Raw genomic sequence first — 26,313 nt, forward strand, 5'->3', positions numbered from 1 at the left:
AACCTTTGGAAACAATTCTGACCGTTAACCATCTCACCAAGAAATTCGGTTACCTGACTGCCGTGAACGATCTTTCCTTCACCATTGAAAAAGGAAACGTCTATGGCATTTTGGGCCCCAACGGAAGTGGTAAGTCCACAACTTTAGGCATTATATTGAACGTGGTCAACCGTACTTCCGGCGAATTCAGCTGGTTTGAGGGCAACACCTCCACCCACGAAGCATTGAAAAAAGTAGGGGCCATCATTGAGCGGCCCAACTTTTACCCCTATATGACCGCCATCCAAAATCTTCAACTGGTCTGTAAGATCAAGGAGGTACCTGAAACCAAAATCCAGGAAAAATTGGAATTGGTTGGACTTTGGGAGAGAAAGGACAGCAAATTCAAGACATATTCCCTTGGGATGAAGCAGCGTTTGGCCATTGCCTCCGCCCTGCTCAACGATCCTGAAATACTAATTCTGGATGAGCCCACCAATGGCCTAGACCCCCAAGGCATCCATCAAATTAGGGAAATCATTAAAACCATTGCCGGTCAAGGCACTACCATTTTGTTGGCTTCGCATTTGTTGGATGAAGTGGAAAAGGTTTGCTCCCATGTGGTCATTCTTCGAAAGGGAGAAAATCTGTATTCCGGCCCGGTAGACAGTATGTTGGCCAGCCATGGCTTTTTTGAACTGAGATGTGGAAATCTGGACAAGCTTCAGGAATTGCTTGAAAAAAATGCAAGTTTTGGGAAAATAGAAAACTTCAACGGTACCCTTACGGCTTATCTGAAAGAGGAAATGGACGCGGAATCGCTGAACAAGATGCTGTTTGAAAAAGGAATCGTCCTGTCCCATTTGGTGAAACGCAAAGAAAGCCTTGAAGAACAATTTTTAACCTTGACCAAAAACAACTAATCAAAAAACGAATGTTACGTCTACTCCAAATAGAATTCATAAAACTGTGGAACAATAGGGCCAGTAAGGTCTTGATCATCTCCTATTTTGTGCTTCTGACCTCCATCGCATTGATTGCGGCCATAAAGTTCGACATCGGACCTGTGCAGTTTCACTTAGCCGATCAGGGCATCTTCAACTTTCCATACATCTGGCACTTTAACACCTTTGTCACCGCACTTTTTAAATTGTTCTTGGCAATCGTGATCGTTTCCATGATGTCCAACGAATACAGCAACAAGACGATAAAACAAAATTTGATCGACGGACTTTCCAAGAAGGAATTCATACTTTCCAAGTTATTGACTGTCATTTCTTTTGCTCTCATTTCCACTGTATTTGTTTTTGTGGTATCCATGATTTTGGGGTTGGCCTATTCTGATTATAACGAAATGTCCATCATCTTCTCCGATCTAGACTTCTTGTTCGCCTTTTTTGTGAAGTTGGTGGCCTTTTTCTCCTTCTGTCTGTTTTTGGGCATCTTGGTAAAACGTTCGGCTTTTGCTTTGGGCTTTCTGATTCTATGGAGCATTTTGGAACAAGTGGTATTTGGGCTTTTGGGTTGGAAAGTGGTTAGTTGGGACACGGCAAAACATATTAAGAACTTTTTCCCATTGCAGTCCATGTCCAACTTGATTAAGGAGCCCTTCACTCGTCTTTCTGCGGTCCAGAACATCGGGCAGCAGATTGGGGAAGACATGAAGTTCGATTACCACACCTATTGGTACGAGTTCCTGATTGCCTTCGTTTGGACTGCCATTTTCATCTATTTATCCTATGTCCTATTGAAAAAGCGTGATTTGTAGTATCTTGGGAGATGCACATATCATGTAAATGCTGAACAGAAAATTAGTTTTCTTGGTTCTTTTGATGGGCGTGATGGCACATGCACAAAATTGCCCTGACCTCTTAAGCCCTGCCGAAGGTGCTGCGAACGTTCCCCTGAATACCACGATTTCTTGGAATCCTGTGGATGGGGTAAATGCATTCATCATCTCCCTAGGTACAACACCGGGCGGGAATGATATTGTGTCTCCTAAATTTGTCAGCGGAACCACTTACACGCCTCCACTTGGACTACCGGAAAATGCAACCGTTTACGTCACCATTTCACTCTACTTTTATGATGGGCCAGATATTACTTGCCCCAGTATAAGCTTTACCACGGAATCGTTGACACAGCCTCCTGCCTCCTGTGCAACAATGACACAGCCTTCAGATATGGCTACCGATGTCAATCCAAAAACCAACATTTCTTGGGATTATGTTTATGGAGCCACGGGGTATCTGGTTAGATTGGGCACTACAGCGGGTGGTAGTGATATTTTGCAGCAAGATGTAGGGAACAGGTTGACCTTGAACCCAGATTTTGATCTTCCAGCTGAAACCCCCATTTTTGTAACCATCATCCCCTATAATGACATTGGAACGGCAATGGGGTGTTCCTCGCAGCAGTTTACCACGGGAATGGTTTCGGCTCTACCGGAATGCACCAGTATGACCTATCCCCCGAATGGGGAAACCAACGTTCCCTTGACCACCGAACTGGAATGGAACGATGTACCTGGGGCAACTTCCTACTATGTCACTATTGGAACCACACCGACCAGTAGCGACATCTTGGACAATTCCCGGTTTTATACCAACTCTACCCCTATTTTCAATCTGGAACCCAATAAGACCTATTTCATCACCATATCCCCTTCCAACGAAACAGGTACCGCCATGGGATGTCTTCAGGAAAGTTTTACCACATCCTTTGGATGTGGCCCCTATTGGGATGTGAACGTGGGTGACTTTGTGACCATCAATCCCGAAATTGATTTTCCAGATACCATTTCATTCTGTGAAAACGAAGCTCCATACATGGCCTTCTCCACCGATGTTGCCGATGGATATCGCTGGTTTAAAGTGGATGACAAGGACAACGAAACATTGCTTTCGGAGACCAGTGAAGTTGCTATCACGGAAAATGGCACCTATCGTTATGAAGCTTACAATCTAGTGGACAGGGAAGCTGGTACCCTTGAATGTCCCACCACCAAGATATTCCATGTAGTCTCTTCTGAAATGGCTTCTATAGACAACCTTAGGGTTCAAAACAGCAATGGACTACTCAGCATTCAAGTGGAAGCCTCGGGTATTGGGGATTATGAATTTGCCATTGACAACATGAATGGTCCTTATTCCGATAGCAGTGTCTTTAGCAATATTGAACCTGGGAACCACACATTGTATGTCCGCGACAAGAACGGTTGCGGGGTGGCCCAAAAAGCATTTGTTCAAGACCTTACTTTGGAAGGCTTTCCAAAATTCTTCACCCCAAACGGGGATAACATCAACGATTATTGGCAGTTCATCCAACCAGAAAAATCAGCGGAAGTAGTCTTTCAAAGTATCCGAATTTTTGACCGTTATGGTAAATTTTTAAAACAGATATCACAGGATTCACAGGGCTGGGACGGAAGAATCGCAGGTCGTCCCCTACCATCCGGGGACTATTGGTTTGTGGCCATCGATGATTCGAACCAAGAAATCAAAGGGCATTTTTCCTTAAAAAGATAATCTCATTGATTCGCTTCCTTTTAGCATTATCCTTTACTATTTTTATCGAATGAAATTTCAGGTAGTCTCAGCATTCAAACCCACTGGGGACCAACCCGAGGCCATACGACAATTGGTAGAGGGCATAGAGGGAAATGTGCGCCATCAAACCTTGCTTGGGGTCACAGGTTCCGGTAAGACCTTCACCGTGGCCAATGTAGTAGAGTCGGTGCAGCGGCCCACTTTGGTTTTGGCCCACAACAAGACCTTGGCTGCCCAGTTGTATTCGGAGTTCAAACAATTTTTCCCGAACAATGCTGTGGAATACTTTGTATCCTATTACGACTACTATCAGCCAGAAGCTTATATTCCGACTAGTGGGCTTTATATTGAAAAGGACCTTTCCATCAACGAGGATATTGAAAAACTGCGGTTGAGTGCAACCTCTTCGCTTCTTTCGGGACGAAGGGATGTGCTTGTGGTTGCCTCGGTTTCCTGTTTGTATGGCATTGGAAACCCTATCGAATTTCAAAAGAACGTGATCACCATCCATCGTGACCAAGTGATTTCCCGGACCAAATTCCTGAAACAACTCGTGCAAAGCCTATATTCCAGGACTACTGCGGATTTCAGGAATGGAAATTTTAGGGTGAAGGGGGATGTGGTCGATGTGTTCCCAGGCTATGCAGACCATGCGTTCCGTATCCATTTTTTTGGGGATGAGATTGAAGAGATCGAAGCTTTAGATCCGTTCAACAATAATGTCATCGAAATTTACGATTCGCTGAATATATACCCGGCCAACATGTTCGTGACCTCGCCCGACATCTTACAGAATGCCATTCGTGAAATTCAGGATGATCTGGTAAAACAAGTGGACTATTTCAAAGAGATTGGACGACCCTTGGAAGCCAAGCGATTGGACGAGCGCACCAATTTTGACCTTGAAATGATTCGGGAACTGGGTTATTGTTCCGGTATCGAAAACTATTCCCGCTACTTGGATGGTAGGGAACCAGGCACACGGCCTTTCTGCTTGCTGGATTATTTCCCCGATGATTACTTGATGGTCATTGATGAAAGCCACGTAACCATTCCACAAGTGCATGCCATGTACGGGGGCGACCGCTCCCGCAAGGAAAACCTAGTGGAATATGGATTCCGTTTGCCCGCGGCCATGGACAACCGACCTTTAAAGTTTGAAGAGTTCGAAACCCTTCAAAACCAAGTGATCTATGTAAGTGCTACACCTGCGGACTATGAATTGGAGTTGAGCCAAGGGGTTTATGTGGAACAGGTGATTCGCCCAACGGGATTATTGGACCCTGTGATCGAGGTACGACCCAGTGCCAATCAAATTGATGATTTGATAGAAGAGATCCAACAGCGGGTGGAATTGGATGAACGTACCTTGGTGACCACCTTGACCAAAAGAATGGCAGAGGAACTGACCAAATATCTGACCAGAATCGATATTCGATGCCGTTACATACACAGTGATGTGGATACCTTGGAACGCGTGGAGATCATGCAGGATCTGAGGAAGGGCATTTTTGATGTGCTCATTGGTGTAAACTTGCTTCGGGAAGGATTGGATCTGCCAGAAGTTTCATTGGTTGCGATTTTGGATGCGGACAAAGAAGGATTTCTCCGAAGCAACCGTTCCCTGACACAGACCGTGGGGCGTGCGGCCCGTAACCTGAACGGAAAGGCCATCATGTATGCGGATACCATCACGGACAGCATGCAAAAGACCATTGATGAGACGAATTACCGTCGGGACAAGCAGATAAACTACAACAAGGAGCACAACATCACCCCCAAGGCTTTGAAAAAGAATTTGGACAATGCCTTGGCCAAGAATTCCGTGTCCACCTATCATTTTCAAAAGGAAGAACTGCGCGCCGCAGAACCCGATTTGGAATACCTGACCGAGAACCAAAAGGAAAAATTGATCAGGGAAAAGCGCAAGGCTATGGAAAAAGCGGCCAAAGAACTCAACTTCATGGAGGCGGCCAAACTACGGGACGAAATCAAGATGCTCCAAGAAAAGGAATAAACGAAAGCGCGCCCCGAACATTGCTGTAGGGGCGCGCCAACAAACTAACCAACTAATCCAACCATCATGAAACACCTATAGTTGGTGTCTTCAATTTCTTATGCGATTTCAATCAAACGTTTTGGTTTTGGTAATGCTTCTTGCTTTTTGGGCAAGGTCAATTTCAAAATTCCATATTCGTATTTCGCATCGATTTTAGAACCATCAACGGTTTCAGGTAAGGTGAAGGCCCTTCTAAAAGAGGTGTATGAAAACTCTTTTCGGGTGTAATTTTCCTTGTTTTCTTCGTTTTCGGTTTGCAGTTCACTGGAAATGGTCAACACATCTTTATCAATTTCCACGGTGAAATCATCCTTTTTCATACCTGGAACAGCCAGTTCCAATTCAAAATTTTCGGTATTGTCCTTTATGTTGACAGCGGGAACGGAAGCATTCCACTTCTCTGTTCCACCAAACCAATCAGGACCCATAAAATCGTTCATCAGGGATGGAAAAAACAGGTTGTTTCTTTTTACTATACTCATGGCGATTCAATTTTTAGTTAAACATTTAAATCACCTAGTACTAGACAAATGGTGTACCAATACCCAAAACATGTCTTTATGACATGAATACAGGGGAAAATAATGTCATTTTGGCATTAATTGTAGTGCGCCTTGAAGATATCGATGAGCACATCAGGAGGGACCACGTTGTCGGGATAGCGGTGCATCACCTCAAGGACCTGACCAATGGCAACGGGCGGAAGCCCCATCTTAAGTCCTATATTGTAAAGGGTATTGACCTCACTTTTGTGTTGTTCGCGATCAATGTTCATCAACAGCAACAACCTGTGGAACTGCACAATACGTTCTGCTTGGGACTTCAGGGTTATTTTAGGGGAGCGATGTTTTAAAAGTCCATCGAACGTTTCCTTATCGATCCCTAAATTGGAGGCCACCTTGAGCAGGAACTCATATTCGGACCGTTTCATCGAATGATCCACCCTGGCAAAGGCGATCATCTCCGAAAGGATGCTCAGTTTTTCTTCGTAGGTTCCCATTTGGTTTGGTTTTGGGGCTTGCTTCCTTATACATAACTCAAAAACCATGGTTTTAGTGCATAAAAAAAGCCTTGATCATATCAAGGCTTTCTAACTAACTCAAACAATCTCCGTCAATTACGCGGTAATTCTTACGGCAACCGTATAGATTTTGCCCTCTACGGGTTTTCCAGATTCCACTTTTTGGTAGTTCAATCTGCTTTTTACAAATTTTTCCAAAACCTCATTTTTGGTTTCCACGGAAAGTACTACCATTTCCCCATTTTGGTTGATGGTGAAACGTACATCAGCTGTCAACTCGTTGTATTGAAGCTCGAAGTTATTCTGCTTCAACATTTCATAAATTTGAGAGGACAAGCTCTTTTCTGGAAGTTCATTGTTGCCTTTGTTGGCGAATGCGCCCAATGTGGCGAACAACATAAAAGCTACGGATGCAATTTTAATTTTTCTCATGATTTTGTTTTTTGATGTATTGATGAATGATTTTAATGATTTGTCAAAAAAACGTTTCTGTTTTAAAGACACTACAAATATAAGACGGTAAAAAAATCGAAATGTTACACAAATGCATGATTTAACCAATGTTTAACTCGTGTAACGATGTCCTAATATTGAAGATTTTGAAGAAAATCCGAACAATTATGAAAACTCTGCAGCCGAATTAAGAAAGGACCAATAACCTTGCAAACCATTTCTGAAATAGAACAAAAAATGATTTTGTCTTCTTTCCCTATTCCAGGAAAACAAAAAAGGGCAACGTTAAGAAAACGTTGCCCTTGTCTATTTTAATTTTTGGTGTCTTATGCCAAAACCTCTTTCACTTTATCAGCAGCCTCTTGGAACTGTACCGCTGAATGCACGGCCAATCCAGAATTATCGATGATCTCTTTTGCCAATTCGGCATTGGTGCCTTGCAAACGCACAATGATGGGCACCTTAATGGCATCGCCCATATTCTTATAGGCATCCACCACACCTTGAGCCACACGGTCACAACGAACGATTCCTCCAAAAATATTGATTAAGATTGCTTTTACGTTGGGATCTTTCAAGATGATACGGAAGGCTTCCTCTACCCTTTTGGCATCGGCGGTACCACCCACGTCCAAGAAGTTGGCCGGCTCACCACCTGCCATCTTGATCAAGTCCATGGTGGCCATGGCCAACCCGGCACCGTTTACCATACAACCCACGTTTCCATCCAAATCCACATAGTTCAAACCTACTTCCCTTGCTTCAACCTCAATAGGGTTTTCCTCCCTAAGGTCTCGCATTTCTGCATAGGCCTTTCTTCTATACAGTGCATTATCGTCGATGGTCACCTTGGCGTCCACCGCCATGATCTTATCGTCCGAAGTTTTCAAAACCGGGTTAATCTCAAACAAGCTGGCATCACTCTGTTCGTATGCTTTGTACAAGTTGGAAACAAATTTCACCATCTCCTTGAAAGCCGTACCGGACAAACCTAAGTTGAAGGCAATCCTTCTGGCCTGGAAGGGCAACAAGCCCAATCCTGGGTCAATTTCCTCGGTAAAGATCAAATGAGGGGTCTTTTCGGCCACCTCTTCAATATCCATACCCCCTTCGGTGGAATACATCACCATGTTCCTGCCGGTACCCCTGTTCAAAAGCACGGACATATAAAATTCATTGGTTTCGCTATCGCCTGGATAATATACATCCTCGGCCACCAAAACCTGGTGAACTTTTTTACCTTCGGCAGATGTTTGCGGGGTTATCAGGTTCATCCCGATGATACTACCTGCCAATTCCTCCACTTCCTTCAAGTTTTTGGCAAGTTTTACACCGCCGCCCTTACCACGGCCACCAGCATGCACCTGTGCTTTGATCACGTGCCATCCGGTTCCGGTTTCCTGTGTAAGTTGTTTCGCGGCCTCTACCGCTTCCTTGGCGTTGCGGGCAACAATACCTCGCTGGATCCTGACCCCAAAACTGGCCAAAATCTCTTTTCCTTGATATTCGTGAAGATTCATCTGTGAATTTTACTTTTGTTTGCCGACAAAAATAGAAAACACTACGGAGAAATTGAAGGTATTATGGAATTATTGCCAATTATTCCGTGCTTTTTCACTGTCGGAACTCAAGGCTTAAAATCCTGAAAGTCCAAAGGGTCGAAATTTTTGAAATGTCCGTTCATTTCTATAACGGTTTTGGTGCGGTTGACCTCGTTCAAAATATTGGTAGTCGATTCCAAATGGGCCTTGATAAAATGCAATCGGTCGGTTTCTTTGGTCATCAGCAGGAGTTCGTATTCCTGTTCAAAAGAAAGTCCCATTTTGTGCGCCAACGAATAACTGTTGAACTGTTTGGGCGACGTCTGGGTGAAAGGGACATCCATCAAATCGTATAACATTTCCACTTTTTGGATTACCTCTTTCCTGAGATTGTCGTCGGCATCGTTCTCCATTTCCAAAAATTCCACATCTCCCCCAGCGTATAATTTGCCTTCCATTTGCTTTTCAAAACTCAGTATCTTAAACACCTGTCTGGCCACACAGACCACATCCATTTCCCCAGAATTGTAGGTAGTGACCACCTCCACCAATTGCACTTCGGTACCGTAGGAAATGGAATTATTGATAAAAACGGGGATCCCAAACGTCAAGGCCTCTTTTCTGCAATCATGGATCAATTGTTTGTACCGATCTTCGAAAATATGTAGTGGTACGGTCTCACCAGGGTAGAAAACGGATTGCAATGGAAATAATGGCAGCTTCATGGTTGTGGTTTGTCTAAAAGTACAATGTCCCAAGCAAAGCCGCAAACAGTTCTCTAGAAAAGGATTGTTGCAATTCAAACATTTTGTTATAAATATATAAAATATGTTTTTTGTTCTTGTATAACCCAAGGACTTACTTTAGATTTGTCCATTAAAGACGGATATAGCATGAATTCCAAGGATTTATTGAAACTGGTTGACCAATACGGTGCCCCACTATATGTTTATGATGCGGATAAAATTGCATCGCAGTTCAACAGGCTTACCAATGCTTTTAAGGAAGTACCCAGCCTACGATTGAACTATGCAGCGAAGGCCTTGTCCAATATCAGTATCCTAAGGTTCATGAACAGTTTGGGAAGTGGGCTTGATACGGTTTCCATCCAAGAAGTAAAATTGGGGCTATTGGCCGGTTTCAAACCCGAATCCATCATTTTTACGCCAAATGGTGTTTCATTGGAAGAAATTGAAGCCGCTGCCGCCTTGGGTGTGCAGGTGAACATCGACAACCTTTCCATTTTGGAACAGTTCGGAAGCAAACACCCCGACATTCCAGTTTGTATCCGTATCAACCCCCACGTGATGGCCGGAGGGAACTCCAAGATTTCCGTAGGGCACATCGATTCGAAATTCGGTATCAGCATTCATCAAATTCCGCATTTGTTGCGCATTGTGGACTTGACCAAGATGAACATCAATGGCATCCACATGCATACCGGTAGCGATATTTTGGATATTGATGTATTCCTTTATGCCTCTGAAATTCTTTTCGAGACTGCTAAAAACTTCAAGGACCTGGAGTTTATCGATTTTGGAAGCGGATTTAAAGTACCTTATAAAGAAGGTGACATCCAGACCAACATTGAGGAATTAGGTAAAAAATTATCGGCAAGGTTCAACGAATTTTGTAAAGTTTATGGCAGGGATCTGACCCTAGCCTTTGAGCCTGGGAAGTTTTTGGTAAGCGAAGCTGGGTTCTTCCTCGCCAAAGTGAATGTGGTAAAACAGACCACCTCCACGGTGTTCGCCAGTGTGGATTCCGGATTCAACCATTTGATCCGTCCGATGCTGTACGGCTCCAGTCATGAGATCATCAACATTTCCAACCCAAATGGCAGAGAGCGTTACTACTCTGTTGTTGGGTATATCTGTGAAACCGATACTTTTGGAAGCAACCGACGCATCAATGAAATTTCCGAAGGGGATATTCTGTGCTTTAAAAATGCAGGTGCTTATTGCTTCACCATGGCAAGCAATTACAATTCCAGATATCGGCCTGCTGAAGTTTTGTGGTACAAAGGCAAAGGCCATTTGATTCGCGAGCGCGAAACCTTTGATGATATTTTAAGGAACCAAGTAGATGTTAAATCGCTATTTGAAGCACCCAAGAAAGAAACCGTAAACTAGAATGGGCACTATAGCCCTGTTGCTTTCCATTATTTTTATCTTTTTGGCCGGACTCCATTTTTATTGGGCGATTTTCGGCATCAAGGATCCTTCCGTGGTGCTACCCACGAAGGAAAATGGCAAGTTTCTCTTTAAACCGGGCAAGTTGGGAACCGTTCTTGTGGGACTGTTCTTGAGTCTTTTTGCATTAGTTTACCTTAACAAAGCCATCGATTTTATGGAACATGGAGAGCTAACCTATGCTTCCGCAGCTATTGGCTTCATCTTTCTTTTAAGGGCTTTGGGCGATTTCAAATACCTGGGATTCTTCAAAAAAATGAGAACAACCCGTTTTGCCCGGATGGACAGCCAATATTACTCGCCTTTGGCCTTGCTTGTATCCATTTTGATATTTGTGTTGGAGCTCTGGTCCTGAATACTTTTTTGGCACAATTTTCGTTAGCTTTGTATGGATGGAACGACAAAACGTTCATAATTAAGAAATCATGCGCAAGACATTTACCCAAATCAGTTTGTTTTTTCTTCTTCTTGTTGGACTGCAGACCAACGCCCAAGATATAAAATGGCTAAGTTGGGATGAAGCTGTTAAGCTTTCCCAAACCGACGCAAAACCCAAGAAAATGTTCATCGATGTGTACACCGATTGGTGCGGATGGTGCAAAAAAATGGACAAGGACACGTTCCAACATCCCGATGTATCCAAATACATGCAGGCCAACTTTTATATGGTAAAATTGGACGCAGAGGGTAAAGATCCCATTGAATACAAAGGCAAAACCTTCAAGTTTGTCCCTTCCGGAAGAAATGGCTACCATGAATTGGCCGCTGCCCTTTTACAAGGCCAGTTGAGTTATCCCACCGTGGTATTTCTGGACGAGGAGATGAACATGTTATCCCCAGTTCCCGGATACCAAAAAGTGGAACCCTTTATGCAAATTGCCAAATACTTTGGCGACAACATCTACAAGGACAAGGACTGGCAAAGCTATGCTGGGAAGTAGCATTATCAATTACTACAGTTCCCGTCAATGATATTTTGGGCCGTAGGATTGTAATCATTTCCAACTGCCGTAAAATTGCCTATTAATCCGCCATCAACCACAAGTGATTGTAAGCTGCAATAATCACTAAGATTAACATTATTGGTTATTTCAATATTCCCATTGACTGAGGCCAAATTCTGAAAAGCATTAAGATTAAGCAACCCAAAATTTGCCATACTCGGATTATTCTGATAAATAATCAAATTACCACCTATGGTGTCAATATTCCATGTTGTATCCAAATTAAAGAATTGGTCAAGGTTGTTCATTATCGAAACATTTCCCTTCACCTCTGTTAAAACTGGAAATTCAATATTTTGTAAATACTGATTATTGTTTATAGTCAATCCACCTAACGTAATTAGGCTATCAAATACATTGATATTAATAAGTGGGACTGATTCAAGAATTAATGCACCACCTATTTCAGTTAGATTCTCCAAACCTGTTAAGAAAAGTAAGGTCTCAGAATAATTAATATAAAGCCCTCCTTCTATAGCTGTTACACTTGACATAAATTGCAGATTGGTCATTTTATTGGCACTCAAATCAACACTACCGGAAACACCGGTGAGGTATGGGAAGGCAGTTATATCGTACAGGGAGCTATTTGCTTTAATAAAGAGATCTCCTTCCAGTGAAATGATTCCATCAAATCCTGAAATTGACTCTAATAAAGCATTACTCTGTATATAAATACCCTCCACCGAAGTCAAACTTGAAAAACCTTGGATACTCGATAATTGACTATTAGCTGTCAACCTTAGATCATTCTGTACACTTTCCAAAACATTTAGATTGTTGAGCACAGTGATACCCGTATTGTTTATAAGAAGATTATCAACCGTGGCAACATTTGCTATACCATCTATATTTGTTAATTGAGGTTCGTTACTAATTATTAAATTTCCATTTACCGATACAGTCGATTCCAGACCATCCAAATTTGTCAATGAACCATTTCCCTGAACCGTTAAACTTCCATTCATGGCCGTTAAACCAGGAAAACCATTTAGAGAGGACAAAACATTATTTGTTCGTATGCTAAATCCGCCTCCAAGAGATTCCAGATTTGAAAGCCCCTGAATATTTTGAAGTGAATCATTACCAGCTATTTCTATATCGCCTGTCACAGAAATCAAATTTCCCAATCCATCAATATTGGTGAAGACATCATTGAAATTAATTGTTAAATCACCTTGTATGGATGTGAGATTTGAAAGACCATCCAAATTCCCAAGATTGTCATTGTCATAGATTATCAAGTCTTTTCCTATGGATTTGAGATCCGATAGGGCATCCACGTTGGAAATATCATTTGCTCCTCCAACACCAATGGAAACCATTCCAGTAACCTCAATATAATTATTAACCCCGAAATCATCCACCTCTTGCTGGGTCCTTAAAATTATATCACCTTCATAAATCTTGTCAACTTCTGCTGAAGTTATAAATGACAATTCGTTTCCATAAACCGTACCCTCAGAATTTGTCGCATAGGCTCTAACAAAATATTCTGTATCCGCCAGCAAATTAGACATGGCACTGTCAAATGAACCAACTCCCTCGCCATCAACGGTCTTATTATCATCAATGGTCGGGTTGGTTGTTGTACTCCAACATATGCCTCTCGAAGTGATGGCTTTTCCTCCATCAGCTACTATCTCTCCTCCGCTTTGTGCTGAATTTTCCGTAATTTCAGTAACAGCCTTGGTAGTCAATTCGGCCAAGGAAGCATTCGTGGTAAATGTAATTTCACTACCATAGGCAGTTCCTTTAGAATTGATAGCATAAGCCCTGAAATAATACTGGGTGTTTTTTTGCAAACCAGACAATGAGGCACTGAACTCACCTGTTCCCGTTCCATTTGTCGTCTTGGTTCCTGCCACAGTAGGGTTCGAGGAAACTCCCCAAGCAACACCTCTTGCCGAAACAGAAGCACCACCATCACTGGTAACATTTCCCCCAACTACTGCAGAAATGTCTGTTATCGAAATGGCAGATACTGAATTTACCGTAGGTAGTTTAACAACCGCTGTAGGTTCTTCTTCGCCTGCTGAATCACTGCTACAGGAAAATAAAACAAATAGCACAAAAATTGAAAGGGTAACTTTTCGGAACATAAATAGGTTGAATTAGCTTTTACAAGGATAGACAACCTTAGTCAGAAAAACAACACAATTTCGATTAGAGAAAATTTACCTACTATAATTCGGACTTTCTTTGGTGATGGTTACGTTATGCGGATGGCTTTCATGGATACCGCTGGAAGTTATTTTTACAAATCGTCCTGTTTCCTTCAAAGTAGCAATATCCTTGGCACCGCAGTAGCCCATACCAGCTCGCAGACCACCAATAAATTGGTGCATGCTTTCGTATAGATCTCCTTTGTAAGGAACTCGGCCCACGATACCTTCCGGAACCAATTTCTTGATATCATCTTCCACATCCTGAAAATAACGATCCTTGCTCCCCTCTTTCATGGCTTCCACAGAACCCATACCACGGTACGATTTGAACTTTCTGCCTTCATAGATAATGGTTTCACCTGGAGATTCTTTGGTCCCTGCCAACAATGATCCCAACATCACTGTATCGGCGCCAGCAGCAATGGCCTTTGGAATATCACCGGTATAGCGGATTCCACCATCGGCGATAACGGGCACCCCGCTTCCTTTGATGGCAGCGGCCACTTCCAACACAGCGGAAAACTGTGGAAAACCGACGCCGGCTACCACACGGGTGGTACAAATGGAACCTGGTCCGATACCTACCTTAACAGCATCGGCACCTGCTTCCACCAAATATTTGGCAGCTTCGGCAGTGGCAATGTTACCCACAACCACTTCCAACTGAGGGAATGATTTTTTTACTTCTTTCAAAATACCCACCACACCTTTGGTGTGCCCGTGTGCCGTATCAATAATGATGGCATCCACACCGGCCTCAACCAGTGCTCCGGCCCTTTTTACGGCATCGGCGGTAACGCCAATAGCAGCGGCAACCCGTAGCCTACCATATTGGTCCTTATTGGCAATGGGTTTTTGGGTGAGCTTGGTGATATCACGAAAAGTGATCAATCCGATCAGTTCATACTTGTCGTTGACCACCGGAAGCTTCTCAATTTTATTTTCCTGCAAAATAACCTCGGCCTGCTCCAAGGAGGTTCCCTCACCAACGGTCACTAAATTTTCGGAAGTCATGACTTCGGAGATAGGACGGTCGTCGTCCTTTTCAAAGCGAAGGTCGCGGTTGGTCACGATCCCAATCAATTTTTTATTGGCATCCACAATCGGGATTCCCCCTATGCTGAATTCCTTCATACTAGCCTTAGCATCCCTAACCTTGGAATCCAAAGGAAGCGTTACAGGATCCATGATCATGCCACTTTCTGCACGTTTTACCTTACGAACCTTTAGGGCTTGCTGCTCAATGGTCATGTTCTTGTGCAACACCCCAATGCCCCCCTCTTGGGCCATGGCAATGGCCATTCGGGATTCGGTCACGGTATCCATCGCCGCAGAAACAATAGGCACATTAATAGTGATATTTCTAGTGAATTTGGATTGGATATTGACTTCTCGGGGAAGTACTTCGGAATATGCGGGCACAAGAAGAACGTCATCATAGGTTAGTCCTTCGCCAACAATTTTGTTTAGGTGGGCTTCCATTGCAATTACGGATTAATTGCGTGCAAATATACCACTATTTTAATTGATTTCAGCCTGCAATCCAGATAGAGATTTTCTATGGCCCAATTTCATATTTTCTAGTCTTTATTTAGAATCATTCTAATTTATTTATATCTTTAGGGTACAAATCTTTATTATGTGCCATTCTTTGAACGTTTTGAACCGATCCAAAAACGGAGTCCTGACTTTTTGCAACCATACGAAACTGTTTCAATTGTTGTTCAACAACCTCTGCTTTGAATTGTATGAGTGGGAGTTGGATGCCTTGAAGGAATACATAGGTCAATTGGATCTTAATTATTGGGAAAACCACTTGCAGCATTGGGCACATCAAAGAAAAATTCCTATTTCTGTAGGCAAAAAACATTTTATCATACTGGTCAACCGGGAAGAAATACAGGAATTATTGGGATTACTTTCCTTCGAAGAGTCTGGAATTGCCTATTTGAATTTTCAGGATATCGATTATCAGTTTATTGAGAATTGAGGAAAATCAATCCTTCAACCTTGCTGGGCTGATACATTGCCAAAGCACTAAACTGGCAGCTCCTGTAAAACAAACCGTCATCAAAATTCCTGAAACGATTACTACATATTTGAACCAACCGATTCCTGACCACATCAAATAAATTCCACCAAAGGTGAGGATTACGGACAAAAACGGTTCAATGGTCAAAAAGAGTTTCCATTTTTTAGGTGCGTGGGTCATCCACACCAATGCACCCAACAAAAAAAAGATGAACGACATGGACAAAATATGGGTATGTACCGTGGTGAGCATCTCCCTATCCCCTTTTTTAAACTTCATCACCGCTGCCTCCTCATCTTCCTCGTTACCCAAGTAATTTTCCTCGATACCATCAGGTGATGTGGCCTCGGTATGTTTTATAAAAAGCAATCCGGTAAAATACCCTATGGAAAGGATCACCACAAAAGTGGCAATGAAGAGTCTGATCTCTTTGGGAAAAGTGGCCAATAATCCGTTGTACGTCATCCTAAAAATCATTTAGGCCCCAAAGATAATTAATTTAGAATCGATATAAATAAATGGAATGGATTCTTCAACCCTAAGGTCAATGATAGACCGAAAACAATTCGGTAGCCTTATTGTAGGCGGCTTCAAAAACCATCCAGTTTACACCTGTATCTGCCTTTTGGGACGTAAAATAGGAAAGCATTTTTTCAGTGGGCATATTCCCCGTCAGTTCATCCTTGGCCATAGGGCAACCTCCAAAACCTTGAACCGCACCATCAAAACGACGGCAACCTGCTTTGTAAGCCGCATCCACCTTTTCATACCATTTGGTAGGAGTGGTGTGTAAATGCGCCCCAAACTCGATATTAGGATATGTAGGAATCAAATTGGAAAAAAGGTAGTCGATCACTTCCGGTGTGGAACTTCCAATCGTATCTGACAGAGACAAAATATGGATTCCCATGTCGGCCAACCTTTCTGTCCATTCCCCCACAATCCCCACATTCCACGGGTCGCCATACGGGTTCCCAAAACCCATGGAAATATACGTGACCACTTTTTTGTCGTGTGCATGGGCCAGTTCCAAAATTCCCTTCAGGGTTTCCACAGATTGGGCTATGGTCTTATGGGTGTTCCGCATCTGAAAGTTCTCCGAAATGGAAAAAGGAAAGCCCAAATAGTCAATCGCCTGATGTTCACAGGCATCTTCCGCACCCCGAATATTGGCCACAATGGCCAATAGTTTACTCTTGGTGCGGGAAAGGTCCAGCTTGGCCAAAACCTCTGCGGTGTCCTGCATTTGTGGAATGGCCTTGGGCGAGACAAAACTTCCAAAATCAATCGTATCAAAACCACAACCCAACAAAGCTTGGATATACCTCACTTTTTCATCTGTGGGGATAAAGGTCTTGATTCCCTGCATGGCGTCCCGTGGACATTCTATGAGTTTGATCTTTGACATAGGCAAACGTAAAAATAGCACTATTTATCCGATAAGATCAGATAAATGGCGATGCCAACAAAAACCACGATCTGCACCCATTTCAAATAGAATCCTGCCTTGTTATGGGTCGTTAAATATTTGGAAATACTCCCCGCCAAAACGGCAAGAAGGCTGAATACGATCAAGGCACAAAGCATGAACAGTAACCCCAGAACATAAAATTGAAATACGGTGTTCAATGTATCACTGAACAAAAACCCAGGAAAAAAGGCCAGGAAAAAGATGGTGACCTTTGGATTGAGAACGTTCATGGTGAAACCGGTCATGAACAATTTTTTTGTGGATTTGGCAGGAGTCTTTTCCTTGTTCAATAGGATGGATGCATCGCTTCGATACACTTTATAGGCCAAAAACAACAGATACAAGGCCCCAAAAAGTTTGATGGCAAAGAACAAAGTATCGCTCCGTTTGATAATCTCCGAAACACCAAAAGCCAGCAAAGTGGTGTGCACCAAACAACCCGACACCAAGCCATAAACCGTGGCCAATCCTGATTTTACCCCATTGGAAATACTTTGGGTCAGCACAAAAATATTGTCCGGCCCAGGGGAAAGGGCCAAGGCCAATGAAGACACCACAAACCCGATCAGAATAGGGTAATGTATGGTTTCCTCACTGTGCAAAAATAAGCTGTGCATGATCTATTGCATCCGGTCTAAAATGGCCCTGTTGATTTTTTTAATAAGTGCTGGACCCTCGTAGATAAACCCAGTGTAGAGCTGGACCAAATCGGCCCCGGCATCCAATTTCTCCAATGCATCTTCAGCAGAATGGATTCCGCCCACACCAATGATCGGAAAGGCCTTATTGCTTTTTTCAGACAGAAACCGGATGACTTCCGTGCTTCTTTTGGTCAAGGGTTTACCGCTAAGACCACCCTTCTCTTCGGTCAGGATCAGATGGGTTTTTAAATCCTTGCGTTCAATGGTGGTATTTGTGGCAATGATGCCTTCAATATTCGTAACCTTTACAATGTCGATGATATCCATGAGTTGATCATCCGTTAGATCCGGAGCTATTTTCAACAGGATGGGTTTCTCCTTCCGCTTGAGTTTTTTGGACAGCTTCGTATTCTGGCTCCTCAGCTTTTTCAACAGATTGGTCAAGGGCTCCTTATCCTGAAGTTCCCTAAGCCCTGGTGTATTGGGTGAACTCACGTTCACCACAAAATAATCCACGTGTTCAAACAAGGCTTCAAAACAGATGAGATAGTCCTTGATGGCATCTGCATTGGGAGTCACCTTGTTCTTTCCAATGTTTCCGCCGATTAACACCCTATGCTTCTTTTTTAGTTGTTCGGCGGCTTCAAAAACCCCTTTGTTGTTAAAGCCCATGCGATTGATAATGGCTTTGTCCTGCACCAAACGAAACAATCTTTTTCGAGGATTACCCGGTTGGGGCTTGGGTGTAACCGTCCCGATTTCCACAAAACCAAAACCAAAATCCGAGAACTCGTTGTACAATTTGGCATCCTTGTCAAATCCGGCCGCCAATCCCACTGGATTCTTGAATTTCAACCCAAAAAGTTCACGCTCGAGCTTGGGATCGTTCAAGACGAAGGTTTTCCTAAAAAGAAAGCCCAGACCCAAGCTTGAAAAAATCCTGATGGCCCAAAAAGAAAAGTGGTGTGCCGTTTCTGGATCGAACAAAAAAAGGATGGGTCGGATAAGGATTTTGTACATCAAAAAGATTTTGGACAAAAATAAAAACTCTTGCTATGGATTGTTGTAATTCCTTCAATTTTCGTCAACAGACCTGTTTACGTAGATAGGACGCAAGGTCATCTGGTTGCATAGTTTCGTATACCGCTCGTATTGCGCTTCGTTGAAGGTGCCCAACAAGCGTTTATCCATCATGCGGATATTCTGTTTCATGCTATCCAAAATGATTTTGTATTCCTGTGAAACCGTAATCAACACCTCTGGGGAACTCTCCTCGTTTTTCTTCATCAGGTATTGGGCCTTGTCCCTCAACAGGTCATTTCGCACTTTAAGTTCCGCACTCCAGTTCTTAAGGTTCTCCTGTTGCTCCTCACTGAGTTCAAACACCTTGATAATCGTCTCGTTGTCCTTTCCGCCCACACCCAGCATACATTCCATTTGGGCAGTACCCGAAAAACACAACAAGAGGAAAGAAATCAAACAAATTGGCTTCAATGAAGGTTGATTTAAATGATAGGGAAAGATACTTTTTTAATCCGTTGGAAATTCAAATATAGCCCAATTAAGCCTTATTTTTGGTGAAACGCCCAACATGGAAAAACTACTGCCCCGTTTTCTGGACTATGTGACGACCGATACCCAGAGTGATCCTTATTCCAAATCGACCCCAAGTACGGAAAAGCAATGGAACCTGGCCAAAAAACTGGTGATGGAGCTCCATCAAATTGGTCTGCAAGAGGTTTCCATTGATGAAAACTCCTATATCATGGCCACCTTGCCCAGTAATGTGGACAAGAAAGTGCCAACCATTGGGTTTATTTCCCATATGGATACTTCCCCCGATTTTTCAGGGAAGAACGTAAAGCCCCAGATCATCGAAAATTACGATGGCAAAGACATTGTCTTGCACAAGGGAAAGGACATTGTACTGTCTCCTGATTATTTTGAAGACCTGTTACAATACAAGGGACAGACGTTGATTACCACAGACGGCACAACGCTTTTAGGCGCTGATGACAAGGCAGGTGTGGCAGAAATCGTTACGGCCATGGAATATTTGGTGCAACATCCCGAAATCAAACATGGGAAGATCCGGATTGCCTTTACCCCTGATGAGGAAATTGGCCGAGGTGCCCATAAATTTGATGTGAAAAAATTCGGGGCCGATTGGGCCTACACCATGGATGGCAGCCAAATTGGGGAACTGGAGTACGAAAACTTCAATGCGGCCAAGGCCAACCTCATCTTTACGGGAAAAAGTGTGCACCCGGGCTATGCCAAGAACAAAATGGTGAACGCCATCGGCATTGCCAATGAATTTTTAAGCTTGCTCCCCCCAAGGGAAGTTCCTGAACATACTACGGGTATGGAAGGTTTTTTCCATGTGCACAAGATTAAAGGAGAAATTGAAAAGGCTGAGATCGAACTGATCATCCGCGACCATGATGCCGTTCATTTTGAAGCCAGAAAAGAGTTGTTGAGAGACGTTGTAGATAAGCTCAACCAAAAGTATGGGGACTATACAAGTCTGGTCATTGAGGACCAATACCGCAACATGCGGGAAAAAGTGGAGCCCGTTTTCCATATTGTGGAGATTGCCGAAGAGGCCATGGAATCCTTGGGCATTGAACCCATCATCAAACCGATCCGTGGGGGTACCGACGGCTCCCAATTGAGTTTTATGGGCCTACCCTGCCCTAACATCTTTGCGGGCGGACATAATTTTCACGGAAAATATGAGTATATTCCTTTGGAAAGCATGCAAAAAGCAGTGGAGGTCATTGTGAAAATCTGTGAACTGACCGCCAGTCAAATCAAGTAACGCCATGGAAAAATCGGAAAAACTAGAAGCCTTCTATGAAAAGGAACATCCCTTTAAAAACGGAATTGCGCTTTTGCGCGAGTTGGCCCTCCAAACCGATTGCGAGGAGGATTTTAAATGGAGTTTTCCGGTGTATACCGTAAATGGTAAAAACGTTTTTGGCGTCAGTAAATTCAAAGGCTATTTTGGTGTCTGGTTCTTCAATGGGGCCTTAATGAACGACCAAAAAAAAGTACTGGAAAATGCCCAGGAAGGCAAGACGAAGGGCATGCGGCACTGGAAATTCTTTTCTTTGGAAGAGGTTGATAAAAAGGGCGTAATAGCCTACATGCAAGAGGCCATTCAAAATCAAAAAAAGGGAATTGAACTAGCGACTGCAAAGCCCACGAAAGCCGTAATTCCAGACCTTCTCCAAACCAAATTGGCTGAAAACGCAAGTTTAAAAAGTGCTTTTGACGCCTTTGCCCCCTACAAACAGAAAGAGTTTTGCGAATACATTGCGGAAGCCAAACAAGAAGCCACCAAATTGCGCAGGCTGGATAAGATCCTTCCCATGATTGAAAAGGGAGTGGGCTTGAATGATGGGTATAGATAGATTGGCAAATCTGCGATTTAAATAATCAAACCTACCTGTAAATGGATCGTAGCCTGAGTGTAGGAACCCTAACATGATAATATCTTGAGTCATGAACTATGAGTATTATTTAGAAAAATTTCAAAAATCAGCTGACCGACTCGACAAGAAAATGCTAACTAAAAAGCACATGGAAATCCATGTTGGCATTACCTTAGAATCTGTTGTCCTGAAATTGTACAAAAGAAGTTGGACAAATGACAAAATGAATCCATTAAACGCACGGACAAGAATCTTTTTTGCCATCTGGATCAACGACAAGACATTAAGGCAAAACAAGATATTTTATAACATTCATGCATTAAAACTTCGAGATTTTAAAGGATATTCCATTACGAGTAAAGGGTTTGCGAATAGTTTTAGAGAGGATTTTTTAATATTTGAGCAAGACTGGAAAAACGTAAGCACAAAATATGGCCCATTGACATTGATGGAAGGTTGGGAACATTTTGAAAATGCTACACTTGAAGATATTGTTTTAAAACTTGCAAGCAAGTTTTTAAGCATTGAACATCTGATCGATAATACCTTGGAGAAATATCAGTCTACAAATATCAACTCATAAATAAAAAAATCACTAATAAACACCCATAACAAAGAATCAACCACAAAATAGATCGAAAGTTAAATTGGGATAAATGGACCTTGCACCCATTATTTTATTCCAAAAACCACTTGCTTTTTAATGGATATCCAATCTCATCATAGGAAACTACCAACCGTTAAATTATTTAGGTCCATTCCCTCTTAATCACAAAAACAGGACGGATGATGGTCAACTTTGAAATTCACAGAGTTGGCAATAAAACAAAGTTCATTTGCTTTTTTATGCAGTTCGTTCGCTTTTTCAATCATGGAACTTTCTACAACCCTAACCTTGGGATTCAGAACCACTTCGGTAAAATGCCCCCCTCCGTTTGCGGTTTCAACCATTTTCCCCGTAGCGTTATCCGCATATTCCATAACAATAACCCCAGCTTCGGAACATAAATGCAGGTACCAAAGCATGTGGCATGAAGAAAGTGATACAACCAAAAATTCCTCCGGATTGTATTTTGTTTTATCCCCTCTAAACGCCGGGTCCGAAGAACCAAAAATATCAGGTTTGTTAACGGTAGAAATGCTATAACTTCTCTCAAATTCCCTATAATTGGATGTCCCGGTCCCTTGGTTTCCGGTCCACTTAACAGTTGTGGAGTATTCATGTTCCTTTTTCATATGATGTAATCTTCATTTGACCACCATGTTTTCATCCATTGTTCAGACACTGCTTTTGCCTTTTCATAGTCGTCCGGAACAATGATCAGTTGATTTGAATGATCACTGTATTGGGTAAGAATATTGACCTTGGCATGGGCAAGTTCCCTACAAAAACTACCCAATTGACCCGGTACATCCTGTCTCAACTTTTGAATAATGACATCATGGATCTTTACCACTTCAATACCTACTTTTCCCAATTCCGTCTTGGCCCTATCCGCTTCCTCTACCAAAAAATGGGCTATTGAAAATGCCCCATTATCGAAAACACCGCCTCCTTCAAGACTGATTTTGTGTTTCCCCAAGATTTCACCCATCTTGGCCAATGTCCCGACCCTGTTCTCCAGTAAAATTTCTATGTCTTTCATTAATATATTTTAAACTGCTCCAAAGAAAATTGATTTATTACATTTATACTTCATTTGATACTGAACCATGGAAGAAGATAAATTTATTTCCACCGCATCGCTGCTATGCGAACCTTCAAGGGCAAAAATTGTATGGAATCTATTGGATGGAAGGGCTTACACGGCAAGTGAACTGGCGTTTGTTGCGGATTTGTCGGCGACTTCGGTAAGTAACCACTTGTCAAAGTTGCTGCAGGGAAATATTGTAAAAGTAGATATTCAGGGTAGGCATAGATACTACTCCTTTTCGAATCCTGAAGTGGCCTATGCCGTAGAATCATTGGCAAACCTCGCCAATAAAAAATCCAGTATCAAATCAGACCATCGAACCACCCAAAACGAGATTAAGTATTGCAGGACATGTTACGACCATCTAGCGGGTAAGGTCGGTGTTCTGATTACGGATAAATTATTGGAACGGGAGCTAATTCAGTTAATGGACAAAAATTTCATCGTTACCGAGAATGGCAACCATTTTTTTAGTGACTTCGGCTTGGATATGACTTCCCTAGAAAAACAAAGACGAAATTTTGCAAAAGCCTGTCTTGACTGGAGCGAACGAAAATACCACCTTGCTGGTTCGCTCGGTGCCGCCCTGCTTGATAAAATGTTGGAATTGGACTGGATACGGAGGACAAAAAACTCCAGGGCAATTGTAATAACCTCACTAGGGCGAAAAGAACTCATGAACAAGTTTGAGTTGGAATTCTAAAGATTGGATGCTCCTGTCGAAAAATACAACAATAGCCATAAAACATAACATAAGACAAGCAACCTTTCATTTACATACCGATAAGAATCTTGTCGAAAGGTCTCAAATTTACTTACAACCTACCCCAACTTCGGAAACTTCCAACCGTTGTGGTACTCTTTGGTCAAAAGGGCATCCGCCGTTGAATGATTGAATTTCCCATTTTCGGCATCCCAAAACAAGCGTTCACCTGTTTTATAGGCAATATTGCCCAAGTGGCTCACCATTGCGGCATCATAACCCACTTTTATGGGTGCTTTTAAAATAGAGGCGTCTCTAGTTTTTACAGCCTCCAAGAAATTTTTCGTATGTAATCCCAAACCTTGGCCAATTCCTTTTTGCAAGGGAACCGGTTCTATTTTGGGTCCCAGATCTTGGCTCCAATGTGGGCGGTCGTGCTCGGGAATCACTTCCCAACCGCCACGGTCCAGCACCAATGTCCCGTTGTTTCCAATAAAGGCTACCCCGTGGTTTCGACCGTAGTTTCCACCGTCAATTCCTGTTGCGTGTTCCCAAAGCAGGGAAAAATCACCAAAATCATAAATGGTCTGCAATGTATCCGGCGTTTCGGCCGCATCATCAGGATAGGCAAATTTACCTCCCATGGCCATCACCGATTTGGGGTCGGAGGCTTTCATACCGAAAAGGGCATAATCTATCATATGCACACCCCAATCGGTCATCAAACCGCCTGCGTAGTCCCAATACCATCTAAAATTAAAATGAAACCTGTTTTTATTGAAAGGCCTGGTTTGTGCTGGTCCCAACCACATGGCATAATCCACACCGGAAGGGACGGGACTGTTCGGCAACACGGGAATGGATTGCATCCACCCTTGGTAGGCCCATGCTTTTACCAATCGTATTTGTCCCAGTTTCCCGGAATGGACATAGTTGATCGCATCCACAAAATGAGGCTCGCTGCGTTGCCACTGTCCTATTTGCACCATTCGGTCACTGGCATTCACTTTGGCCAACATAGCTTGACTTTCACCCACCGAATTGGCTATGGGCTTTTCGCAGTACACATCTTTTCCTGCATCAATGGCATCCGTGAGTTGTAGGCAATGCCAATGGTCAGGCGTTCCAATGATGGCAATATCGATATCCTTGTCCTCCAACAGTTTTCTATAATCGGAATACCATTTTGGTTTTTTGATACCTCCCTTTTCCAGTTCGGCCGTTTTTTCACGCAGCACATTCTCATCTACATCACATAGGGCCACCACTTCCACTTCGCTGTTCTGCAACATGGAGCTCAAATCGGAAAAACCCATACCGTTACAACCAATGAGTCCCACTTGAATCTTGTCATTGGGGCTGATGGTCCTTCGAATGGAGGCCAACATTTCGGTCGGGAACATAAAGCTGGCCCCCAGTCCGGCCATGCCCAAAGAACTTCTTTTTACAAATTGCCTACGTGTGTTCATGCTTTTTAAATTTGGAATAAGGTACAAAAAAAACGTCCCTTGGAACGCAATGTTCCAAGGGACGTTCTTGATAAAACTTTTTGTACGCTATTTCTTTTCTTCGGGAGCGTTCAATTTTTTGCTCATTTCCATGGAAATGGCAGAACGATCAAACTTTAAACGGCCGGCCATGGTTTCGATGACACAGGAAAAATCCTTGTCGTTCAATTCCACAATCTTGCCATGAAGTCCGCTTTTGGTAATGATGCGGTCTCCTTTTTTCAATTCCGAAGTAAATTTTTTCTCATCCTTCTGACGTTTCATCTGCGGACGTATCATAAAAAAATACGCCACGGCAAAAATCATGATCAGAGGTAAAAACTGTCCGAGGTTTTCCATTTAAATCTTCTCCTTATTTAACGGGACCAGCGGGCATCGCCTCCTTAGGGTTAACAAAGGCCTTGATCCTCAAGATTTCAGAACCTTTTGCTGTATTGGCGGTAACGGTGATGGTCTTGGTCACCTGGTTTTGTCCTGAACCGTTGAACTTCACCAAAAGCTCGCCAGTTTCTCCTGGGGCGATCGGGGAGTTCTTTGGGTATTCGGGCACTGTGCAGCCACAGCTACTTTTTGCATCGGTAATGATCAAAGGGGCATCACCTGTATTGGTAAACTTGAACACGGTTTCTTGTGGGGTACCCCTTTCAATGGTACCAAAATCGTGCTCGGAAGTTTCAAAGGTCATTACCGGAAGTTTTTTCTGTGCCTCATCCCTTGTAGTGGCACTTTCAACATTGTCCGCAACTATTTTGTTCGAAGCTTTGTCCTTGCAGGAAACCCCCATCAAAGCAACGGCTGCGATCAAACTAAAAACTGTTGTTATTCTTTTCATGATTAAAATTTGTTTTCCCAAAATTAAACA

Annotated in this window: 29 protein-coding genes; 12 read left to right on the forward strand and 17 right to left on the reverse strand. The window is 42.9% G+C overall.

The window, feature by feature from the left end; translation table 11 throughout:
• The first annotated feature begins 5 nt into the window (after positions 1–5).
• From D2U88_RS12045 to uvrB, 4 genes are read left to right on the forward strand one after another with little or no spacing between them, the layout of a single operon-like run.
• Positions 6–902, forward strand: a complete 897-nt coding sequence (locus D2U88_RS12045) for an ABC transporter ATP-binding protein (protein ID WP_119640815.1) — start codon at positions 6–8, stop codon at positions 900–902.
• 11 nt (positions 903–913) lie between these two features.
• Positions 914–1,747 carry an ABC transporter permease gene (locus tag D2U88_RS12050; protein WP_119640816.1) on the forward strand — a complete coding sequence of 278 codons (834 nt, stop codon included), beginning with the start codon at positions 914–916 and terminating at the stop codon, positions 1,745–1,747.
• A 28-nt stretch (positions 1,748–1,775) separates the two neighbouring features.
• Entirely contained in the window at positions 1,776–3,506 is a 1,731-nt protein-coding gene (locus D2U88_RS12055; RefSeq protein ID WP_119640817.1) for a T9SS type B sorting domain-containing protein, read from the forward strand.
• A 49-nt stretch (positions 3,507–3,555) separates the two neighbouring features.
• Entirely contained in the window at positions 3,556–5,544 is a 1,989-nt protein-coding gene (gene uvrB / locus D2U88_RS12060; RefSeq protein WP_119640818.1) for an excinuclease ABC subunit UvrB, read from the forward strand.
• A gap of 98 nt (positions 5,545–5,642) precedes the next feature.
• On the opposite strand, the gene D2U88_RS12065 is transcribed toward uvrB, so the two are convergent.
• The 5 genes from D2U88_RS12065 to D2U88_RS12085 form a co-directional block, all read right to left on the reverse strand.
• Entirely contained in the window at positions 5,643–6,068 is a 426-nt protein-coding gene (locus tag D2U88_RS12065; protein WP_119640819.1) for an Hsp20/alpha crystallin family protein, read from the reverse strand.
• Positions 6,069–6,184: 116 nt separating this feature from the next.
• Positions 6,185–6,586 (reverse strand): TerB family tellurite resistance protein, encoded by a 402-nt coding sequence (locus tag D2U88_RS12070; RefSeq protein ID WP_119640910.1) that lies wholly within the window; start codon positions 6,584–6,586, stop codon positions 6,185–6,187.
• Positions 6,587–6,703: 117 nt separating this feature from the next.
• Positions 6,704–7,039, reverse strand: coding sequence for a hypothetical protein (locus tag D2U88_RS12075; RefSeq protein WP_147378583.1), 336 nt, complete (start codon positions 7,037–7,039; stop codon positions 6,704–6,706).
• Between the two features lie 347 nt (positions 7,040–7,386).
• A complete protein-coding gene (sucC, locus tag D2U88_RS12080; RefSeq protein ID WP_119640821.1) occupies positions 7,387–8,580 on the reverse strand; it encodes an ADP-forming succinate--CoA ligase subunit beta in 1,194 nt (397 codons plus the stop codon).
• Between the two features lie 107 nt (positions 8,581–8,687).
• Entirely contained in the window at positions 8,688–9,326 is a 639-nt protein-coding gene (locus D2U88_RS12085) for an LON peptidase substrate-binding domain-containing protein (RefSeq protein ID WP_119640822.1), read from the reverse strand.
• A 168-nt stretch (positions 9,327–9,494) separates the two neighbouring features.
• Here D2U88_RS12085 and lysA point away from each other — a divergent pair, with 168 nt between their 5' ends.
• From lysA to D2U88_RS12100, 3 genes are all read left to right on the forward strand, one after another.
• Positions 9,495–10,733 (forward strand): diaminopimelate decarboxylase, encoded by a 1,239-nt coding sequence (gene lysA / locus D2U88_RS12090; protein ID WP_119640823.1) that lies wholly within the window; start codon positions 9,495–9,497, stop codon positions 10,731–10,733.
• A gap of 1 nt (position 10,734) precedes the next feature.
• Positions 10,735–11,148, forward strand: a complete 414-nt coding sequence (locus D2U88_RS12095; RefSeq protein WP_119640824.1) for a DUF3995 domain-containing protein — start codon at positions 10,735–10,737, stop codon at positions 11,146–11,148.
• A 70-nt stretch (positions 11,149–11,218) separates the two neighbouring features.
• Positions 11,219–11,734, forward strand: a complete 516-nt coding sequence (locus tag D2U88_RS12100) for a thioredoxin family protein (RefSeq protein ID WP_119640825.1) — start codon at positions 11,219–11,221, stop codon at positions 11,732–11,734.
• A gap of 5 nt (positions 11,735–11,739) precedes the next feature.
• Here the strand turns inward: D2U88_RS12100 and D2U88_RS12105 are convergent, their stop codons facing one another.
• Together D2U88_RS12105 and guaB are read right to left on the reverse strand one after the other, a co-directional pair.
• Positions 11,740–13,899, reverse strand: coding sequence for an autotransporter outer membrane beta-barrel domain-containing protein (locus D2U88_RS12105; RefSeq protein ID WP_119640826.1), 2,160 nt, complete (start codon positions 13,897–13,899; stop codon positions 11,740–11,742).
• Positions 13,900–13,974: 75 nt separating this feature from the next.
• Complete coding sequence (guaB, locus tag D2U88_RS12110) at positions 13,975–15,447, reverse strand: IMP dehydrogenase (RefSeq protein ID WP_119640827.1); 1,473 nt, start codon at positions 15,445–15,447, stop codon at positions 13,975–13,977.
• 157 nt (positions 15,448–15,604) lie between these two features.
• Here guaB and D2U88_RS12115 point away from each other — a divergent pair, with 157 nt between their 5' ends.
• Positions 15,605–15,955: a DUF6686 family protein gene (locus D2U88_RS12115; protein WP_119640828.1), complete on the forward strand. Its 351-nt coding sequence runs from the start codon at positions 15,605–15,607 to the stop codon at positions 15,953–15,955.
• Between the two features lie 6 nt (positions 15,956–15,961).
• Here the strand turns inward: D2U88_RS12115 and D2U88_RS12120 are convergent, their stop codons facing one another.
• From D2U88_RS12120 to D2U88_RS12140, 5 genes are all read right to left on the reverse strand, one after another.
• Positions 15,962–16,462 (reverse strand): hypothetical protein, encoded by a 501-nt coding sequence (locus D2U88_RS12120; protein ID WP_119640829.1) that lies wholly within the window; start codon positions 16,460–16,462, stop codon positions 15,962–15,964.
• A gap of 79 nt (positions 16,463–16,541) precedes the next feature.
• Positions 16,542–17,405, reverse strand: coding sequence for a hydroxymethylglutaryl-CoA lyase (locus D2U88_RS12125; protein ID WP_119640830.1), 864 nt, complete (start codon positions 17,403–17,405; stop codon positions 16,542–16,544).
• 20 nt (positions 17,406–17,425) lie between these two features.
• The gene (locus D2U88_RS12130; RefSeq protein WP_119640831.1) at positions 17,426–18,085 is read right to left on the reverse strand and encodes a LysE family translocator; all 660 of its coding nucleotides are present in this window, start codon (positions 18,083–18,085) and stop codon (positions 17,426–17,428) included.
• A gap of 3 nt (positions 18,086–18,088) precedes the next feature.
• On the reverse strand, positions 18,089–19,129 hold the full coding sequence (locus tag D2U88_RS12135; RefSeq protein WP_119640832.1) for a quinone-dependent dihydroorotate dehydrogenase: 1,041 nt from the start codon (positions 19,127–19,129) through the stop codon (positions 18,089–18,091).
• Positions 19,130–19,183: 54 nt separating this feature from the next.
• The gene (locus tag D2U88_RS12140; RefSeq protein WP_147378584.1) at positions 19,184–19,603 is read right to left on the reverse strand and encodes a hypothetical protein; all 420 of its coding nucleotides are present in this window, start codon (positions 19,601–19,603) and stop codon (positions 19,184–19,186) included.
• Positions 19,604–19,700: 97 nt separating this feature from the next.
• Here D2U88_RS12140 and pepT point away from each other — a divergent pair, with 97 nt between their 5' ends.
• The 3 genes from pepT (at position 19,701) to D2U88_RS12155 (ending at position 22,129) form a co-directional block, all read left to right on the forward strand.
• The gene (gene pepT / locus D2U88_RS12145) at positions 19,701–20,930 is read left to right on the forward strand and encodes a peptidase T (protein ID WP_119640834.1); all 1,230 of its coding nucleotides are present in this window, start codon (positions 19,701–19,703) and stop codon (positions 20,928–20,930) included.
• A gap of 4 nt (positions 20,931–20,934) precedes the next feature.
• On the forward strand, positions 20,935–21,525 hold the full coding sequence (locus D2U88_RS12150; RefSeq protein WP_119640835.1) for a YdeI/OmpD-associated family protein: 591 nt from the start codon (positions 20,935–20,937) through the stop codon (positions 21,523–21,525).
• 91 nt (positions 21,526–21,616) lie between these two features.
• Positions 21,617–22,129 (forward strand): hypothetical protein, encoded by a 513-nt coding sequence (locus D2U88_RS12155; protein WP_119640836.1) that lies wholly within the window; start codon positions 21,617–21,619, stop codon positions 22,127–22,129.
• A 182-nt stretch (positions 22,130–22,311) separates the two neighbouring features.
• Here the strand turns inward: D2U88_RS12155 and D2U88_RS12160 are convergent, their stop codons facing one another.
• Positions 22,312–22,782 (reverse strand): OsmC family protein, encoded by a 471-nt coding sequence (locus tag D2U88_RS12160; RefSeq protein ID WP_119640837.1) that lies wholly within the window; start codon positions 22,780–22,782, stop codon positions 22,312–22,314.
• Entirely contained in the window at positions 22,779–23,192 is a 414-nt protein-coding gene (locus D2U88_RS12165; protein ID WP_119640838.1) for an amino acid-binding ACT domain-containing protein, read from the reverse strand. Before D2U88_RS12165 ends, D2U88_RS12160 begins: the two co-directional genes overlap by 4 nt.
• A gap of 67 nt (positions 23,193–23,259) precedes the next feature.
• Here D2U88_RS12165 and D2U88_RS12170 point away from each other — a divergent pair, with 67 nt between their 5' ends.
• The gene (locus D2U88_RS12170) at positions 23,260–23,943 is read left to right on the forward strand and encodes an ArsR/SmtB family transcription factor (RefSeq protein ID WP_119640839.1); all 684 of its coding nucleotides are present in this window, start codon (positions 23,260–23,262) and stop codon (positions 23,941–23,943) included.
• 119 nt (positions 23,944–24,062) lie between these two features.
• Here the strand turns inward: D2U88_RS12170 and D2U88_RS12175 are convergent, their stop codons facing one another.
• From D2U88_RS12175 to D2U88_RS12185, 3 genes are all read right to left on the reverse strand, one after another.
• A complete protein-coding gene (locus D2U88_RS12175; protein WP_119640840.1) occupies positions 24,063–25,412 on the reverse strand; it encodes a Gfo/Idh/MocA family protein in 1,350 nt (449 codons plus the stop codon).
• 87 nt (positions 25,413–25,499) lie between these two features.
• Positions 25,500–25,790 carry a preprotein translocase subunit YajC gene (yajC, locus tag D2U88_RS12180; protein WP_119640841.1) on the reverse strand — a complete coding sequence of 97 codons (291 nt, stop codon included), beginning with the start codon at positions 25,788–25,790 and terminating at the stop codon, positions 25,500–25,502.
• A gap of 13 nt (positions 25,791–25,803) precedes the next feature.
• Positions 25,804–26,283 carry a DUF1573 domain-containing protein gene (locus D2U88_RS12185; RefSeq protein ID WP_119640842.1) on the reverse strand — a complete coding sequence of 160 codons (480 nt, stop codon included), beginning with the start codon at positions 26,281–26,283 and terminating at the stop codon, positions 25,804–25,806.
• Between the last annotated feature and the right edge of the window lie 30 nt (positions 26,284–26,313).

Source organism: Flagellimonas aequoris, assembly GCF_003584165.1.
GTDB classification, from domain to species: Bacteria; Bacteroidota; Bacteroidia; order Flavobacteriales; family Flavobacteriaceae; genus Flagellimonas; species Flagellimonas aequoris.